The sequence below is a fragment of the Pseudomonas sp. GW456-E7 genome, assembly GCF_059424105.1.
This window is the reverse complement of the sequence record NZ_JBWKZB010000036.1, coordinates 1-17,027: the sequence shown is the minus strand read 5'-3', so window position 1 is coordinate 17,027 and position 17,027 is coordinate 1. Positions and strand designations below refer to the sequence as shown.

The 17,027-nt window shown below is 62.2% G+C and carries 17 protein-coding genes; 10 read left to right on the top strand and 7 right to left on the bottom strand.

What is annotated here, in order from left to right; genetic code table 11:
• Positions 1–14: 14 nt before the first annotated feature.
• Positions 15–920 carry a LysR family transcriptional regulator gene (locus tag AC07YV_RS21180; protein ID WP_102701063.1) on the bottom strand — a complete coding sequence of 302 codons (906 nt, stop codon included), beginning with the start codon at positions 918–920 and terminating at the stop codon, positions 15–17.
• Between the two features lie 102 nt (positions 921–1,022).
• Here AC07YV_RS21180 and AC07YV_RS21175 point away from each other — a divergent pair, with 102 nt between their 5' ends.
• Positions 1,023–2,198 carry an aspartate aminotransferase family protein gene (locus AC07YV_RS21175; protein WP_102701062.1) on the top strand — a complete coding sequence of 392 codons (1,176 nt, stop codon included), beginning with the start codon at positions 1,023–1,025 and terminating at the stop codon, positions 2,196–2,198.
• Positions 2,199–2,206: 8 nt separating this feature from the next.
• Here the strand turns inward: AC07YV_RS21175 and AC07YV_RS21170 are convergent, their stop codons facing one another.
• From AC07YV_RS21170 to AC07YV_RS21155, 4 genes are all read right to left on the bottom strand, one after another.
• Positions 2,207–2,461 carry a Txe/YoeB family addiction module toxin gene (locus AC07YV_RS21170; RefSeq protein WP_015093589.1) on the bottom strand — a complete coding sequence of 85 codons (255 nt, stop codon included), beginning with the start codon at positions 2,459–2,461 and terminating at the stop codon, positions 2,207–2,209.
• Positions 2,458–2,712, bottom strand: a complete 255-nt coding sequence (locus AC07YV_RS21165) for a type II toxin-antitoxin system prevent-host-death family antitoxin (RefSeq protein WP_056728535.1) — start codon at positions 2,710–2,712, stop codon at positions 2,458–2,460. Before AC07YV_RS21165 ends, AC07YV_RS21170 begins: the two co-directional genes overlap by 4 nt.
• Positions 2,713–2,920: 208 nt before the next feature.
• Positions 2,921–3,403 (bottom strand): P-loop NTPase family protein, encoded by a 483-nt coding sequence (locus AC07YV_RS21160; RefSeq protein WP_102701061.1) that lies wholly within the window; start codon positions 3,401–3,403, stop codon positions 2,921–2,923.
• Between the two features lie 140 nt (positions 3,404–3,543).
• Complete coding sequence (locus AC07YV_RS21155; RefSeq protein WP_102701060.1) at positions 3,544–5,466, bottom strand: alkaline phosphatase D family protein; 1,923 nt, start codon at positions 5,464–5,466, stop codon at positions 3,544–3,546.
• 267 nt (positions 5,467–5,733) lie between these two features.
• Between AC07YV_RS21155 and AC07YV_RS21150 the strand changes: the two genes are divergently transcribed.
• From AC07YV_RS21150 to AC07YV_RS21120, 7 genes are all read left to right on the top strand, one after another.
• Positions 5,734–6,714, top strand: coding sequence for a quinone oxidoreductase family protein (locus AC07YV_RS21150; RefSeq protein WP_015093595.1), 981 nt, complete (start codon positions 5,734–5,736; stop codon positions 6,712–6,714).
• A 13-nt stretch (positions 6,715–6,727) separates the two neighbouring features.
• Complete coding sequence (locus AC07YV_RS21145; protein WP_102701059.1) at positions 6,728–7,576, top strand: TauD/TfdA dioxygenase family protein; 849 nt, start codon at positions 6,728–6,730, stop codon at positions 7,574–7,576.
• A gap of 100 nt (positions 7,577–7,676) precedes the next feature.
• Positions 7,677–8,729 carry a beta-keto acid cleavage family enzyme gene (locus AC07YV_RS21140; RefSeq protein WP_007979210.1) on the top strand — a complete coding sequence of 351 codons (1,053 nt, stop codon included), beginning with the start codon at positions 7,677–7,679 and terminating at the stop codon, positions 8,727–8,729.
• A gap of 92 nt (positions 8,730–8,821) precedes the next feature.
• The gene (locus AC07YV_RS21135; RefSeq protein ID WP_102701058.1) at positions 8,822–10,153 is read left to right on the top strand and encodes an MFS transporter; all 1,332 of its coding nucleotides are present in this window, start codon (positions 8,822–8,824) and stop codon (positions 10,151–10,153) included.
• On the top strand, positions 10,150–10,812 hold the full coding sequence (locus AC07YV_RS21130; protein WP_102701057.1) for a DsbA family oxidoreductase: 663 nt from the start codon (positions 10,150–10,152) through the stop codon (positions 10,810–10,812). Before AC07YV_RS21135 ends, AC07YV_RS21130 begins: the two co-directional genes overlap by 4 nt.
• Complete coding sequence (locus tag AC07YV_RS21125) at positions 10,809–11,135, top strand: Rieske (2Fe-2S) protein (RefSeq protein ID WP_015093598.1); 327 nt, start codon at positions 10,809–10,811, stop codon at positions 11,133–11,135. Before AC07YV_RS21130 ends, AC07YV_RS21125 begins: the two co-directional genes overlap by 4 nt.
• On the top strand, positions 11,132–12,142 hold the full coding sequence (locus AC07YV_RS21120; RefSeq protein WP_102701056.1) for a YeiH family protein: 1,011 nt from the start codon (positions 11,132–11,134) through the stop codon (positions 12,140–12,142). The genes AC07YV_RS21125 and AC07YV_RS21120 overlap by 4 nt, the downstream gene beginning before the upstream one ends.
• A 671-nt stretch (positions 12,143–12,813) precedes the next feature.
• Here AC07YV_RS21120 and AC07YV_RS21115 read toward each other — a convergent pair.
• A complete protein-coding gene (locus AC07YV_RS21115) occupies positions 12,814–13,854 on the bottom strand; it encodes an AraC family transcriptional regulator (RefSeq protein WP_102701055.1) in 1,041 nt (346 codons plus the stop codon).
• Positions 13,855–13,925: 71 nt separating this feature from the next.
• Here AC07YV_RS21115 and AC07YV_RS21110 point away from each other — a divergent pair, with 71 nt between their 5' ends.
• Complete coding sequence (locus AC07YV_RS21110) at positions 13,926–14,840, top strand: LysR family transcriptional regulator (RefSeq protein ID WP_102701054.1); 915 nt, start codon at positions 13,926–13,928, stop codon at positions 14,838–14,840.
• A gap of 136 nt (positions 14,841–14,976) precedes the next feature.
• Here the strand turns inward: AC07YV_RS21110 and AC07YV_RS21105 are convergent, their stop codons facing one another.
• Complete coding sequence (locus AC07YV_RS21105; protein ID WP_256357968.1) at positions 14,977–15,897, bottom strand: LysR family transcriptional regulator; 921 nt, start codon at positions 15,895–15,897, stop codon at positions 14,977–14,979.
• Between the two features lie 94 nt (positions 15,898–15,991).
• On the opposite strand from AC07YV_RS21105, the gene AC07YV_RS21100 reads away from it, so the two are divergent.
• Complete coding sequence (locus AC07YV_RS21100) at positions 15,992–16,831, top strand: helix-turn-helix domain-containing protein (protein ID WP_102701052.1); 840 nt, start codon at positions 15,992–15,994, stop codon at positions 16,829–16,831.
• Positions 16,832–17,027 lie beyond the last annotated feature (196 nt).

Here is a 17,027-nt window from a genome sequence, read left to right as displayed (position 1 = left end):
GCGTGTTCGGCCGACTAGTGCTTGCCCCACATCTGTACGGCGAATTCGACGAAGCGGCGCAGTTTCGGCAAACGGTGGCGATCCTGGGCATAGACCAGGTGCATCGGCCGGCGGGGCGGGCAGTAATCGGGCATCAGGGCCAACAGCTTTCCGTCCTTGAGGTCCTGCTCGACCAGGGCGTCGGGCATCATCACGATGCCCATGCCGGTCCGCGCCGCCTGATGCAAACCGGCCGAACTGTTGATCAGCATCGGCCCGCTGACCCCCACGCTGACTTCGCCCTCGGGCCCGGCCAGGCGCCATTCCTTTTGCACCGATTGCCAGTCATCCCCGGCCGGATAGGCAAAGGACAGGCAGTCGTGGTGTCGCAGGTCTTCAGGCGTTTGCGGTGTGCCGCGACGGGCCAGATAGTCCGGTGACGCGCACATGGTCAGGGTGTAGTCGATCAGCGGGCGGGCGATCAGGTTGGAGGGCTCCAGCGCGCCGAGGCGAAAGGCTACGTCCAGACCGTTTTCCAGCAGATCCGGGCGCCGGTTGGTCAGTACCACGTCAAGTTTCACCCGCGGGTTTTGCCGGCTGAACTCACTCAGTGCCGGTGCCAGGCGTTCGGTGCCGAAGGTCAGGGGAGCGGTAATGCGCAGCGTCCCGCTCGGTTCGTCGAGGGCCTGCTCGGCCAGACGCTCGGAATCGGCCACCAGCCCCAGCACTTCCAGGCAACGCTGGTAATACGCGACGCCGAACTCGGTCAGCCGCTGACGCCGCGTCGTGCGATTGAGCAGGCGCACACCCAGCCGCTGCTCCAGGGCCTTGAGGTGGTTGCCGACCATGGTCGTGGACATATCGCACTGCAAAGCGGCGGCGGTCATGCTGCCGGTCTCCACCACTTTCACGTAGACGCTCATTGCCTGGAACAGATCCATTATCAAGCCCAGCTTTTAAATGATTGAAGTTTTACAGCGTTTATCCAGCTCAGGTGGCTAACCATACTGCAAAAACACCGACCCTTGCTGGAGCTTGACGTCATGACCGCCGTCTGCCTGATGAGCACTTACCAACCCTTGGCCCTGAGTTTCAACAAGGGCCTGGGCACTCGCCTGTGGGATCAGGCCGGGCGCGAATACCTGGATGCAGTCGCCGGTGTGGCGGTGACCAACGTCGGCCACTCCCACCCGAAAATCGTCGCCGCCATCGTTGAGCAGGCAGGGTTACTGCTGCACACGTCGAACCTCTACAGCATCGACTGGCAACAACGGCTGGCGCAGAAACTGACGCGGCTGGCGGGCATGGACCGGGCGTTTTTCAACAACTCCGGGGCCGAAGCCAACGAAACTGCACTGAAAATCGCCCGGCTGCATGGCTGGCACAAAGGTATCGAACAGCCGCTGGTGGTGGTCATGGAGAACGCGTTCCATGGCCGCACCCTCGGCACCTTGTCGGCCAGCGACGGCCCGGCGGTGCGCCTGGGGTTCAATCAGCTGCCGGGGGATTTCGTCAAAGTGCCGTTCGGCGACCTCGATGCGCTGGACAAGGTGCAACAGGCTTACGGTTCGCGGATCGTGGCGGTACTGATGGAACCGATCCAGGGCGAAGGCGGCGTGCAATTGGCGCCACCGGGCTATCTCAAGGCCGTGCGCGAGCTGTGCAACCGGCGCTCGTGGCTGTTGATGCTCGATGAAATCCAGACCGGCATCGGCCGCACCGGCCAGTGGTTCGCCTTCCAGCACGAAGGCATCGTTCCGGACGTCATGACCCTGGCCAAAGGCCTGGGCAACGGCGTGCCCATCGGCGCTTGCCTGGCCCGTGGCAAGGCGGCCGAACTGTTCACGCCGGGCAGCCACGGCAGCACCTTCGGCGGTAATCCGTTGGCCTGCCGGGTCGGTTGCACCGTGCTGGATATCGTTGAGGAACAAGGGCTGCTGGAAAACGCACGGCTCCAGGGCGCGCGCCTGCTCGACAGATTGCGCACCGAGTTGGCGGGCAACCCGAACGTCATGGCGATCCGTGGTCAGGGGCTGATGATCGGCATCGAACTCAAGCAACCGATCCGCGACCTGAGCCTGATCGCTGCGCGGGATCATGGCTTGCTGATCAACGTCACGCGGGGGAAAACCATTCGCCTGCTACCGCCGCTGACGCTTGATGGGCGGGAGGTGGAGATGATTGTCAGGGGGGTGAGTGGTGTGGTGAAAGAGGGCTGAAGTTCTGCTCAGTAATGGTATCTGCACATCACGACGCGTATTTCGCCGTCTTCAACGGCGTAGACCAGACGATGTTCAGCCGTAATCCGGCGTGACCAGAATCCGCTCAAGTTATGCTTGAGCGGTTCGGGTTTCCCCAGGCCGTCGAAGGGCTCACGCTGGATAGCCTTGATCAACAGGTTGATACGTTTGAGCCCAGCCTTATCGTTCTGCTGGAACCAGAGATAATCGTCCCAGGCTTCAGGGGTGAACTCGATATTCATTCTTCAATCAGTTGCCTGGTTTTGGTTTTGCCTGCTCGCAGGTTACCGATTGATTTGATCAGGCGTTCAGCGTTGGCGGGGGAGCGCAGCAGATAGGCTGTCTCTTCGAGAGCGTTGTATTCGGCCAATGACATCATCACTACCGGCTCGCCTTTCTGACGGGTTACCAGTAGCGGGGCGCGATCTTCATTCACCCGGTCCATGGTTTGCGCCAGGTGTGCCCGAGCGTTGGTGTAGTTGATGGTTTCCATGTGATTGTCCTCGCTTGATGCAGAGAACGTACAGAAATGAGTACATGTTAGCAAGGCGATACCTACGAGTGGTTGTTACGCAGACAGTGCATCCACGTCTGTATCGAGTATCGCCGAATGTTCCTCGGGACGTTTCCGTGACTGATGTAATCCCATTCTGAGCTACATGCCATCCATTGGGTTTGTGTCCGACCACAGCTGCGCAAACCTACAGGTGATGAATCAGCGCCGCGATTTCCTTTCGATCTGCCAATCGGATTTTCGCACCGCAAAATCCCTCGAAAAGGCGCTGGTGCGCAGCAAATCCACTTGAGTCATCACGCTTGCGGTAGCTGCCAGCCCACTCCAGCATTGCCACCAACCGTTCGTCATCCTGTGTTTCCCGTTGGTGAATGTTGGCCACGCATTCCTCGTCGCCGATGCTCAGCCAGATCAACGCCGTGGCGCGATGGAGGATTTCGCTGGCGATCCAGCCGTAAATTCCTTCGATTACCCAGCGCTGCTCGTCGGCTGCGATCCGTGCCATGGCCAATGCTTCGGCGCGGGGGCGGGGGATGCTGTGTTCGTCGGACAGCCAGTGAATTTTATCCAGATCGATCCATGGCACTTGCAGGTGGCCGGTCAGTCGTTCGGCCAGCCAGCTTTTGCCGGAGCCGGAGTTGCCGATGATCAGGGTGCGGGTGAGGTTCATGCCGAGTTGCCTCTACCTATGTGCCTGACGAGGATCACTGTGGGAGCGAGCTTGCTCGCGATGACGGACTCAAAGCCAACATCGATGTCGACTGATACGCCGCCATCGCGAGCAAGCTCGCTCCCACAGGGGTTATACCTTTAGTACTCACCCTCCGGCGCAACCATTCGTGTCTTTGGTGAGCCATTGGCGTTGTGTTGAAAAATGTCCTGCGGCTGACCCTTTTCATTAAAGAACACCTGCCCGATCCCCGCCGAGTTCCACAGCCGCTCTCCGGCTTCGGCGTGTTCCGGGACATGCGGCACGATGCGCATGCGTCGACGTTTGGTCAGCCAGTTCAGTGGCGAGCGTGGTGAGTACAGCCAGCGGTTGAGGCGGTCGAACCATTCGAGCAGGGTGGGGGGGAATTCATTCTTGATGCCGCTGCTGGTGATCTGCCAGATGCGTGGTCCGGCCTTGCGGTGGCGGATCAGCACTTCATAGACGAAGGAGTAGTGCACATCGCCCGACAGCACCACGTAGTTACCCGGCGTGCGCGAGTGGCGGAAAATGTTCAGGATCACCTGGGCTGCGCCGCGATGGGCCATCCAGTTTTCCGCGTCCACCAGCAGTGGATAACCGCACCAACTGAAGACCCGCTGCACGGTTTCAATCAGTTTGACGCCGAAGATCGGCGCCGGTGAAACGATGATCGCGCTCGGGTGGTCCAGCAGTTCCTGTTGCAGTTCGCTCAGGGCTTCCCAGTCGAGCAGGCCGGAAGGCTGCTTGAGGTTCATTTCACTGCGCCAGCGCCGGGTGCGGGTGTCGATCACCACGATGGCCGGTGTGGTCGGCAGCACGTAATGCCAGTGCTGGAATTTCAGCAGATCATTGATCAAGTCGTCCTGGACCGCGCTATCCAGGTAGCGGTCATCGCCACTGGCGCTCAACACGGCGGCCTTCTCCAGCACGGCAGCGAAGGCATCCGGGTTGTTGCCCCAGCCCTGGCACAGCATGTATGCCAGCAGTGCGTTGCCGATGATGCGCCGGGAGAACGGATGGCCGTAGGCCGTTTCCTCCCATTGGGCGGACAGGTTCCAGTCATCGGTGATGTCGTGGTCGTCGAAAATCATCAGCGTCGGCAGATGCGCCAGTGCCCGCGCGACGTTGCCAAGGCCGGCCGTGAAGGCATCGATGCGCGTCTGTTCAAGGGCGTAGCGCTTGAGCCGTTCCGGTGTCAGCGTCGGTGCCTGGGGGGCGATCAGGGTCCAGGGCACTGGCGACCAGACCAGCAAGTACATGGCCATGACTTCGGCGAAGGTCACCAGGTGATTGTCGGCACTGCTGCTGGTGAAGATCGGTTTGCGTGCGCCACCGAAGAAACGCTCGCGCAGGGTTTCATTGCTTTGCAGCGCCGGCAGCAGATCCGCACGGTGGTAGTAACTGGCCGGATGCTCGTAGAGCCTGGCGCTGTCGCTGACCACGGCGCCTTCGAGGTGTTCGCCGAACAGGCCCAGACGCTCGATCAAGGCGTGAGTCGCCCGCAGCATCGGCCCCGCGACATCGTCGGCGTAGACCTGATCGCCGGTCATCATCAGCAGTGCCGGGCGGTCCTCGGCTGCATGTTCCTGCGCCAGCAACCGGTCGACGCAGAGCAAGCCGTCTGCCGCCGGATGATGGGGTTTGCGGCAAGAGCCGTGCAGCAATTGATCGACCCGTGCGCGCAGGACGAAATTCGGGCAACGGGCATCGCCGTACAGCAGGTGCGGTGCCCAGTCGGCGATGCCTTGTTCTGCGCCATCGATCAGCAGATCGTAGTCGATCGAGACGTCGCAGGGCAGGGCGCAATCGAGTGGCACGTCGATCAAGTGCACAAAGGCATGAGTCCCTGCTGCAATCACCGTGCATTGCCCGCTATCCAGGCGGATGTCGCCGACGCCCTGCAGGCGCAAGGTCAGCGCCAGCGCCCGGGAACCCACCAGCCACAGCACCAGCCGCGTGGGCTCAAGGCGCCGCAGCAGCGGGCCCGCCAGGACCGGCGGCAGGGCTGGGTGATCATCGGGCAGTGGCAGTGTTTCGGACATCCGGGGTCAAGGCTCTTGGGGCATCGAGGCGGGCGATGATAGCGCAGGTGACGAATGGACAGGCTAGAGTGAGTCTGCCGCGCCATGTGTCGGCGTTTCGAGTGAAAGGCCCGGATTCAGCAACCCGCAAACTTCGGCCGCCCCGCCTGTCATGAAATGAAAAGCCATTGTCGCCTGATGAGAAGCGTCACAACAGGCCTCGTCCTACAGTCCAATCAGCGCAATTCGATGCAACACGCCCATATTGCAGATTGGAGAATAAGAAAAATGGCCAAAGCCGTACGCTTTTATGAAACCGGTGGTCCCGAAGTTCTACGTTACGAGGACGTCGAAGTCGGCGAACCCGGTCCAGGCCAGGTTCGTCTCCGTCATGTGGCGGTTGGCTTGAACTACGCAGACACCTATTTCCGTAACGGTACCTATCCGATTCCTATGCCTAATGGCATGGGCGTCGAGGCTTCCGGCGTGGTCCAGGCCGTTGGTGAAGGGGTCACCAACGTCGAGGTCGGTGACCGCGTCACCTACACCGGTTTTCTCAATACCCTCGGCGCCTACAGCACCGAGCGCCTGATCCCGGCCGCGCCGCTGATCAAGCTGCCGGAAACCATCAGCTTCGAAACCGCCGCCGCCATGACCATGCGCGGTTTGACGTCTTCGTACCTGATGCGCCGCATCTACGACTTCAAGGCAGGCGACAGCATCCTGCTGCACGCCGCTGCCGGCGGTGTCGGCCTGATCGTTTCGCAGTGGGCCAAGTTGCTGGGCCTGAACGTGATCGGCACGGTTTCGACCGAGCAAAAGGCGGAAATCGCCCGGGCTCATGGTTGCGACCATACGATCAATTACAGCCATGAAGACGTCGCCGCTCGCGTTCGCGAACTGACCGACGGCGTGGGCGTCAACGTGGTGTTCGACAGTGTTGGCAAGAACACCTTCATGGGTTCGCTGGATTCGTTGAAACCCCGTGGCCTGATGGTCTGCGTGGGTACCGCATCCGGTCCGATCCCGGCGTTCGACCCGGTGATGCTGGCGATGAAAGGTTCGCTGTACCTGACCCGTCCTGCCCTGGCCAACTACATCAGCGACCCGGCCGAAAAAGCCGCCCTGGCCGGTGAGTTGTTCGACCACGTCGGCAGCGGCCGGATCAAGATCGAGATCAACCAGCACTACGCCTTGCAGGACGCGGTGCAGGCCCATCGCGACCTTGAATCGCGCAAGACGACCGGCTCTTCGATTTTCGTCGTTTAAGGAGCGGCCAGCCATGAAAGTCGAACAATTGACCTGCAGCATTGGCGCCGAACTGATCGGCGTCAACCTGGCCGACGCGGTGCATGACGACGGTCTGTTTGCCGAGATTCGCGCCCAGTTGCTCAAGCACCGCGTGGTGTTCCTGCGCGATCAGGACATCACCCGCGCCGAGCACGTGGCCTTCGCCCGACGCTTCGGCGAGCTGGAAGATCATCCGGTGGCCGGCAGTGATCCGGATCATCCTGGACTGGTGCGGATCTACAAGAATCCGGACCAGCCGATGGACCGCTATGAAAACGCCTGGCACACCGATGCCACCTGGCGCGAAGCACCGCCGATGGGCTGCGTGCTGCGTTGCGTGGAATGCCCGCCAGTGGGCGGCGACACCATGTGGACCAACATGGTCCAGGCCTATGCGAACTTGCCGGAAGAGGTAAAGGTCAAGATCGCCGACCTGCGTGCCCGCCACAGCATCGAAGCGAGCTTCGGTGCGGCGATGCCGATTGAAAAACGCCTGGCGCTCAAGGCGATGTACCCGGACGCCGAGCACCCGGTGGTGCGCACCCATCCGGAAACCGGCGAGAAGGTGCTGTTCGTCAACGCCTTCACCACCCACTTCAGCAACTACCACACCCCTGAGCGGGTGCGCTTCGGCCAGGACGCCAACCCCGGCGCCGGCGAGTTGCTGCGCTACCTGATCAGTCAGGCGTACATCCCCGAGTATCAGGTGCGCTGGCGCTGGAAGCCGAACAGCATCGCCATCTGGGACAACCGCAGTACCCAGCATTACGCCGTCATGGATTACCCGCCCTGCCATCGCAAGATGGAACGTGCCGGGATCATCGGCGACAAGACGTTCTGATCGAACGCCACCTGCATTCGCACTCGTAAACACGCCAACCCGGCTCGACCCCGGGTGGGCGGGACAATCATAAGAACTGGCATAAGAACTGGAGTAGACCATGCAATTCTTCGACGACTCGCTGCACCCGGAAAACATGGAAAAGGTAGTCATCACCGTGGCCCCGTACGGCCCGGAATGGATGCCGGAAGACTTCCCGGAAGACATCCCGCTGACCATGGACGAGCAAGTCCAGAAAGCGGTCGAATGCTATGAAGCCGGTGCCACGGTGCTGCACTTGCACGTGCGTGAACTGGACGGCAAGGGCTCCAAGCGCCTGTCGAAATTCAACGAGCTGATCGCCGGTGTGCGTGAAGCCGTGCCGGACATGATCATCCAGGTCGGCGGTTCGATTTCCTTCGCCCCGGAAAGCGATGGCGAAGCGGCCAAGTGGCTGTCCGACGACACCCGCCACATGCTGGCCGAGCTGACCCCCAAGCCGGATCAGGTCACCGTGGCGATCAACACCACCCAGATGAACATCATGGAGCTGCTGTATCCGGAATACCTGGAAGGCACTTCCCTGGCCAATCCGCTGACCCAGGCCGCCTACAGCGAAATGACCGTACCGGCCGGCCCTGCCTGGGTTGCCGAGCACCTCAAGCGCCTGATGGACAACGGCATCCAGCCGCACTTCCAGTTGACCGGCATGCACGCCATGGAAACCCTCGAGCGCCTGGTGCGCAGGGGCATCTACAAGGGCCCGCTGAACCTGACCTGGATCGGCATCGGCGGCGGCTTCGACGGCCCGAACCCGTTCAACTTCTTCAACTTCATCCACCGCGCGCCGGACGGTTGCACCCTGACCTCCGAATCGCTGCTCAAGAACGTCATGCCGTTCAATACCATGTCGATGGCCATGGGCATGCACCCGCGCGTGGGCAATGAAGACACTATCATTGATCACAAGGGCGATCGTTTCGGCTCGGTGGCGCAGATCCAGCAAACCGTGCGCATCGCCCACGAACTGGGCCGCGAAATCGCCACCGGCAAAGAAGCCCGCGAGATCTACCGCATCGGTGTGCAGTACGAAACCATTGAAGAAACCCTGTTGGCCAACGGCATGGCCCCCAACCGCAAGGCTGGGCAAAAAGGTGTACCGCAACGCGGTTGACCGAGGGTCGGGACGAGAGGCCGTGACCTCTCGTCCGCCTGACCGTTACACGCTTGATAACAAAAATAAAACAAAGCTCTTGAGGAGGCTGCATGGCCTTTCACCCAATAGCCGCTGACGATGACGACTCCAGCGGAGTCGGCATTGCGCGCCAATATGCCTGGATCGTCTTTGCCTTGACGTTCGGCCTGTTGATTTCCGATTACATGTCGCGTCAGGTACTGAACGCGGTATTCCCCCTGCTCAAGACTGAGTGGGCGTTGAGCGACGGACAGCTGGGTCTGCTCAGTGGCATCGTTGCCCTGATGGTCGGCCTGCTGACGTTTCCCCTGTCGTTGATGGCCGACCGCTTCGGCCGGGTCAAGAGCCTGGCGCTGATGGCGTTCCTGTGGAGCGTGGCAACCCTGGGTTGCGCGTTGGCGCAGGACTACCAGCAGATGTTCATCGCACGGTTCATGGTCGGTGTCGGCGAAGCCGCCTACGGCAGCGTGGGCATCGCGGTGGTGATTTCGGTGTTCCCCAAACACATGCGGGCCACCCTGGCCAGCGCCTTCATGGCGGGCGGGATGTTCGGTTCGGTGTTGGGCATGGCGTTGGGTGGTGCGATTGCCGCCAAGCTGGGCTGGCGCTGGTCGTTCGCCGGCATGTCGTTGTTTGGCCTGGTGCTGGCGTTGATTTATCCGCTCATCGTCAAGGAGGCGCGCATTGCGCCACAACGTGCCGCGCAGATTGCGAACAAGACGGCTGCGGCGGTCAAGCGTCCGCTGCGCACGCTGTGGTCGAGCCGTTCGGTTGTGTCGACCTACATCGCCAGCGGCTTGCAGTTGTTCGTCGGCGGTACGGTGATGGTGTGGATTCCCAGCTACCTCAACCGCTACTACGACATGCCCACCGACAAGGCCGGCGGCATGGCGGCGATCATCGTGTTGTGCAGCGGTGCGGGCATGATCCTGTGCGGCATGCTCAGCGATCGCCTGTGTCGCAATTCGCCGGAGCGCAAGGTCAGCCTGGCCATCGGCTTCTGCCTGGGCAGTTGCCTGCTGTTGTCGGCGGCGTTTGCCTTGCCGGCAGGGCCAGTGCAACTGCTGCTGATCTGCCTGGGCATGGCGATTGCCACCGGCACCACCGGCCCCGCCGGTGCGATGGTTGCCAACCTGACCCATTACTCGGTGCACGGTACGGCGTTCGCCACGCTGACCCTGGCCAACAACATGCTGGGGCTGGCACCGGGACCGTTCATCACCGGCCGGGTGTCCGACCTCATCGGTCTGCATGCCGCGTTTCAACTGGTGCCACTGGTCAGCCTCGCGGCGGCGGCGGTGTTCTTTTATGCCAAGTGTCATTACCACAAAGATATTGCCCGGCTTCAGGGTCAGAGCGTGCCTGACCCTGTCGGTGAAGCGGGTTTAGAGGTGAAGTTGTGAGTCGTCGTTTACGTATTGATGTGTTTTTCGATTTTATCTGCCCCTGGTGCCTGATCGGCAAACGCCAACTGGAACATGCGCAGGTGCAGTTTCGCAGTCGTCACCCGGATGTGCAGATCACCACGGTGTGGCATGGCGTGCAGTTGTTGCCTCAGATACCGGTAGAGGGTGAACCCTTCGCCGATTTCTATCGCAAGCGCCTGGGCAATGCCGACGCCATGACCATGCGCCAGAAGCAGGTCCAGCAGGCGGCCAGTGCGGTTGGCCTGGCCATCGACCTCAGCCGCATCGAGACAATGCCCAACACCGCTGACGCCCATCGCTTGTTCAAGCGTGTCAGCGAACTGGGCAATGCCAGTCAGCGTGAAATGTTGCTCGAACGCCTGTTCGCCGCTTACTTCCTGAGACGCGAAAACCTCGGTTGCCGCGAGACCTTGCTGGCCATTGCCCGCTCCTGCGGTGTTGATGCGCACGGCCTGCTCGATTGCCTGAAGGGCGATGCCACGCCGTTCGAAGGATCTCCCGGCGCGACCAGTGGCGTGCCGAGCTTCAAGTTCGACAACCGCATGACGGTGATCGGTGCACAACCTGCTCAGGCGCTGCTCGGGGCCATGAACGAGGCCCTCAAGGAAAGTGATCGCGAGCGGCAGCCAGCATGACCCGACGCATTCCCGTGCCGGCCGGCAAACACCCGCAGGCCGGTGGCCGGGCGCTGTTCGAATTCGAGGACAAAAGCCTGGCGTTGTTCAACGTCGACGGGCAGCTGTTTGCCATCGACGACAGCTGCCCGCATCAGGGCGCTTCGCTGTGTGGCGGGCGCCTTGAGGGTCGGGTGATTCAATGCTGCGCCCATGGTCTGCGCTTCGATTTACACAGCGGCTACTTGCTCAACTCCAGGCAAGTCAAAGTCACCAACTACCCGGTCGAGATCATCGACGGCCAGGCGTTTATCGTCATCGTTTCCGAGGAGGCCGCGCCATGAGCGCCATTGCTCTCACCCGCATCCACAGTCGCACGCGCGAACTGGCACCGGGGTTTATCGTCAGCCTGATCGTGGCGGCCGCCGCGTCGTTCCTGTCCGAGCACTACGGTGCGCCGGTCATGCTATTCGCCTTGCTGCTGGGCATGGCCCTGAATTTTCTCGCCGATGACGGTCCGTGCAAGGCCGGTATCGAGTTCACCGCCCGCACGGTGCTGCGCATTGGCGTGGCGCTGCTGGGCATGCGCATCACCCTGGAGCAAATGGCCGCGCTGGGCTGGAAGCCGATAGCGCTGGTGGTGATCCTGGTGGTAGTGACTATCGGCGTGTCTGTGATTGCCGCCAAGGCCCTGGGTTTCCAGCGCCTGTTCGGCATGCTCACCGGTGGCGCGACCGCCATCTGCGGCGCCTCGGCGGCCCTGGCATTGGCAGCGGCGCTGCCGAACCATCCGCAGAAAGAGCGGGCCACACTGTTCACTGTGATCGGCGTCTCGGCGCTGTCGACCCTGGCGATGATCGTTTACCCGATGATCGCCAACTGGCTGCAGTTGTCGCCGCAGGTGGCGGGTGTGTTCCTCGGCGCCACGATCCACGACGTGGCCCAGGTGGTCGGCGCCGGCTACAGCATGTCGACCGAGACCGGCGACACGGCCACGGTGGTCAAGCTGATGCGCGTTGCCATGCTGCTGCCGGTGATCGTCACCGCCGCGATGATCACCCGCATGCAGGGCGCCGACCCGACCGGCAAGCGCCCGCCGCTGTTGCCATGGTTCGCCGTTGGCTTTCTGATCCTGGCCTGCATCAACAGCACTGGATGGATCGCGCCTGCGGTGCAAGGCACGGTCAACGAACTGTCGCGCTGGTGCCTGGTGATTTCCATCAGTGCCCTGGGCATGAAGACCCGCTTGCGCGAGCTGGCGGCGGTCGGGATCAAGCCGATCCTGCTGATGGTGGGGGAGACGGTGTTCCTCGTCGTGCTGGTGTTGTTGCTGCTGCGCTGGGGGCTCTGAACGCCTCATCACCCACAGGTTTTATGGCAGGGCCACACGGCGTTGACTCCTCATGCCGTGGGGCTCTCGACCGGTGTCACAAACACCGGTCTTTCGCGGCGACTGTACCAGCAGTCGCCGTTTTTTTTGCTTTCACCGGTTTGGACTAGGACGCGGTCCCTTGTAGGCGCTGGCTTGCCAGCGATGGTCGTTAACGATATCGCGTGTGAACTGGATGAACGCGGTCCCCTGTAGGAGCTGGCCTGCCAGCGATGGTCGTCAACGATAACGCGTGAGATCTGGATGAACGCGGCGCGCTTTAGTCCATCGCCAGCAGGCTGGCTCCTACAGTTTTAGCGTGGGCACGGTCCCTTGTGGGAGCTGGCTTGCCTGCGATGGTCGTTAACGATAACGCGTGTGAGCTGGATGAGCGCGGGGCACTGGAGTCCATCGCCAGCAAGCTGGCTCCTACAGTTTTAGCGTGGGCAGCGGCCCTTGTGGGAGCTGGCTTGCCAGCGATGGTCGTTAACGATAACGCGGGTGAACTGGATAAACGCGGTCCCCTGTAGGAGCTGGCCTGCCAGCGATGGTCGTCAACGATAACGCGGGTGAACTGGATCAACGCGGCGCACTGGAGTCCATCGCCAGCAGGCTGGCTCCTACAGTTTCCCGGGAGTGAGCAAAGAACCTTTTTATTGTCCTTGCCGGGCTCGCCAGGCGCCCGGCGCGCACCCCAGCCACCGCAGGCATGCACGATTGAAGCTTTGTACATCGCTGTAGCCCAGGCGGTCGGAAATCTCCACCAGCTCCAGGTCTGTCCCCTGCAAAAAGTCTTGGGCCCGGTAGCGGCGGTACTCGTCGAGCAACTCGGAAAAACTCCAGCCCAACGCCTTCAAGCGTCGGGCTGCGGTGCGCTCGAGCAGATGCTGGGTGCCACACCATTGCTGCCAGTTGGCTTGTGCGAGGTCGACGATCAAGTGGTCGCAGACTTGCTCCAGCAAGGTCGGTTCGCTGTTGCGTCGGGTCTGTTCCAGCAATTCCACCAGTGTCTGCTCCAGTTCATGATTGCCCGGCGTCAACGGGATGACGAACAGCTGTGGATCGAGGCGGATCGAGTGTTGCGCCTGTTGCCACTGCACGGGGGCGCGGAAGGCTTGCTCGTGATCCTGCGGGTTGGCGGTGCAGGGTCCGGTCAGCCCGATGCCCAGCACCGGATCGCGCCCGAGGCCGCTGGCGAGGAACTTGCGCCGCAACATGCTGCACAGGCTGATGAGGATGTAATCGGCGGTGGCTGCGCCGGCTTTCACGCTGCCGCGATCGAGCAGACGCAGTTCGACGTTGTCGCCGCCGCGCACGATCTGCGCCTGGAAGTGCCCGTTGAAAAACGGAAAGAAGCGCACGAAATACTGGCAGGCGCTGTCCAGTGAGTCGGCCACGTCGAACAGGTACGTCAGGCCATTGGTGGCGGTGGAAACGAAACGCCGACCGGCCGCCAGGCCGATCAGCGGGTCGCCGGTCTGTTCCAGGGCAAACGCCCAGAAGCGCCGCGACAGGAACAGCGGAACGCGCATGAATGGCGTGCGCAACTCGAACAGGCTGCGACGAAAAAGGCCTTCGATGTGTTCGCGGTCCACACCACGGGCCAGCAACTCTTCGATGGCCGGCAGCAGGGTCGGCGCGTAGAACGCATTGGGTATGGATTGATCGTGCAGTGGCTGATCGCTTTTTGTCATGTAGGGCTCACAGCTTGTTCCGGAACACTGGTTAGGCTGCCCGACGTTAAGCGATTTGCCGGAGCAAGACCATGCTTGATTTACGCCAGCTCGATTTGAACCTGTTGCTCGCCTTCGATGCGATTTACCAGCAGCGCAGCGTCACCCGTGCCGCCGAGGTGATGTGCCTGTCGCAACCGGCCATGAGCAATGCGTTGCGTCGCCTGCGCGAGTTGTGCGGCGATCCGCTGTTCATCAAAAGTCGCCTGGGCGTGACGCCGACACTGGTCGCCCATCGTCTGGCCGACTACGTGCGTGCGGCGCTCGAGTCATTGCGCGATGGCTTGCGCATGATCCCCGCCGCGCGGCAGAACAATCCGCTGCTGCGCATCAGTTGCCTGGATTGCCTGCAACCGGTGTTGCTCGATGCCTTGCTCGAATCGCCCCATGCCGATTGGCAGGTGCGTTATTTCCAGCCCCGGCGCCGTGACGCCTTGCAGGACCTGGCCAGCGGCAAGCTGGATATCCTGATCGACCTCGACCAGCCTCTGGCCGGCCTGGCCGGCCTGCACAAACAGGCATTGCCCGCCGACCATTACGTGTTTGCCTATGGCGCCGCGCTCAAGACGCCGCCGCGCACCCTGCAGGAATACCTGGAGCAACCGCAGATTCAGGTCTCGAGCCGCCGCGACGGACTCAGCCCGGTGGACCTGCAGCTGGGCTTGAAAGGCCTGCGCCGCCATATCGCGATGAGCACCCAGAGCACCCTGGCCGCGAAGCTGATCGCCGACCGCCAGCCACTTGGCATCAGCCTGCCAAGCCGGGTCGCCGGTGTGCTGGGCCTGCAACACGTGCCGCTGCCCCTGGACGAACCCGTGGAGTTGAAACTGGCGCTGTACATCGAGTCCCGCTATCGCTTCGAGCGCAGCCGCGAGGAGGCGATGCATTGCCTGCTGCGCGCCCTCGGTGAGCCCCGGGCATTGCAGGCGCTGGCGCGGCGGGCGTGACATCAAGGCAACGCCGAACCCTGTGGGAGCGAGCTTGCTCGCGATTGGGCCGTGTCAGCCGACATCATTGTTGAATGACACACCGCTATCGCGAGCAAGCTCGCTCCCACAAGGATTGCGGCGTTGCAGGCAAGCCTTAGTTCGATGCCAGCAACCGCCGGTCAACCGTCAGCACCGCCTCGACCATCGCCAGTGCCGCCGGTGTCAGGGAGTGCCCCGCGCGGCTGACGATGCCGTAGTGCAATTGCAGGCCGGGGTCGTCCTTGGGCACATCGGCAAACTCCAGCAGGCGGATCAGGCCCTGGTCGGCGAGTTCGGCCAGGGCCTCGATGGTCGCGATGCCCACCGCGTCGGAGCGCATCACCACGCGGCGGATGGCATCGAACTGCGCGCATTCCACGCTCGGGTTGAAGTCCGCCTCGCCCTGCGCGTCGGCGAGGATCTTGCGGATCATCGGCGGTATTCGCGTGCCGACCACCGCGTAGTCGAGCAGGGCGCGCAGGGACAGGTCCTGCTGGTGCGCCAGGGGGTGACCGACACGGCAAAAGAACCGCCCGCGCCGGGGGCGCAACAGCTGCACCTGGTATTGCGGGTCGCCGGTGAAGTACCGCGCGTCGGCAACGAGGAATTCGATCTGCTGTTCACGAAGCCAGACCGCCAGTTGTTCCCAGTCGCCCTGGTGGAAACTGATGCGGATCGCCGGGTGCGCCTGGATGAATTCCGCCAGCGCCTCGGGCACCAGCAACTGTGCCGGATACGGACCACAGCCGAAGTGCAACTCGCCACCGGTCAGACCGTTGTATTGCGTCAGTTCGTTGTGCAAGGCCTGGCTGCCGGCGAGCAGGCGCCGGGCATGTTGCAGCACCAGTTCACCCTGGCCAGTCAGGCGGAATTCGCGGCTGCTGCGCTCCACCAGCGCGCAATCGAGGTCGCGCTCCAGGGTCTGGATGCTGCGGCTGAAGGCCGGTTGGCTGAGGTTGATCGCCTCGGCCGCACGCCCGAAATTGCGGTAATCGGCCAGGGCGACAAGGTGGCGGAGTTGTCGTAGATCCATCATGCGTCTCCTGCATTTGGCGGATACTTTTAATGCATTGGATCGATAACACAGAGGCTGGCATAAGTACACGCCTGTCTTCTTGCCGTAACCTGCCATGACCAGCCAACCGTTCATTTCCAGCGCCTTCACCCGCACCATTCTCAGCCATGCCCGGCAGTCCGGCCTGTGTCAGGACCAACTGCTGCAACGGGCCGGCATCTGTCTTTCGTTGCTCGAAGGGCAGGACCTGCAGGTGCCTGCGCACCTGGTCGAGCGCCTGTGGAACGAATGCGAACGTGCGGGCGCGGGGGCGTCGTTTGGCTGTGAACTGGTCAATGGCATGGCGACCACCACGTTGCGGGGTTTGAACATCCTGCTGGACTCCGCGGCCACCTTGCGCGCGAGCCTGGCGTGCTTCACTGATTTCCTGCCACGGGTGACCAACTATGTGGTGGCGGAACTGGAGGAGGGTGACGGGCAGGCCCGCCTGCACCTGCGCAATGCTGGCCGGCAGGCGCATTTTTTCGGCCTCGATGCGGCGACCCTGACGTTGGTGCGCAACATCGCCCGACGTTTGGGGCGGGCGCCGGCCGAAGTGTTTGTCAGCGTTCGCCTGACGCCGCAGCAGGCGGCCGGGCAGTGGTTGCGTAGCGTGGGCATCGAGGTGCTGGAGGGGGCACATCCGTGTTTGAGCCTGCCAGCGGTTAGCCTGGATGAGCCGTTGTTGGGGGCGAATGCGTTTTTGCATCAGAGCATGTTGCGGCATTGGCAGACTGCGGCGGCGCAACAGAGTCGCAGCGACAGTCTGGAGTTGGCGCGGCATTGGTTGACGGCCGGCGATCAGCCGATTGAGCGGATTGCCGAGCGGTTGGGGTATCGGCAGGCCAGTAATTTTATTCGGGCGTTTCGTAAGCGGTTTGGGGTTACGCCCAAGCAGTTTCGTCTGGGGGTGTAGTTGTTGGGTGGTGTACATATCCGTTGCTGCGGTAACGGCGGCTTATGGTTTCGCCCTTACGGCGAGTCACTTTTTTTACAAGCGCCTAAAAAAAGTAACCAAAAAAACGCTCGCCCCGAACGTACGGCCCCTCGCTGAGGCTCGGGGTTCCTTCGCTGCGGTATTCATCCGGGGGCATTGCCCTCCGGTCGGCTTC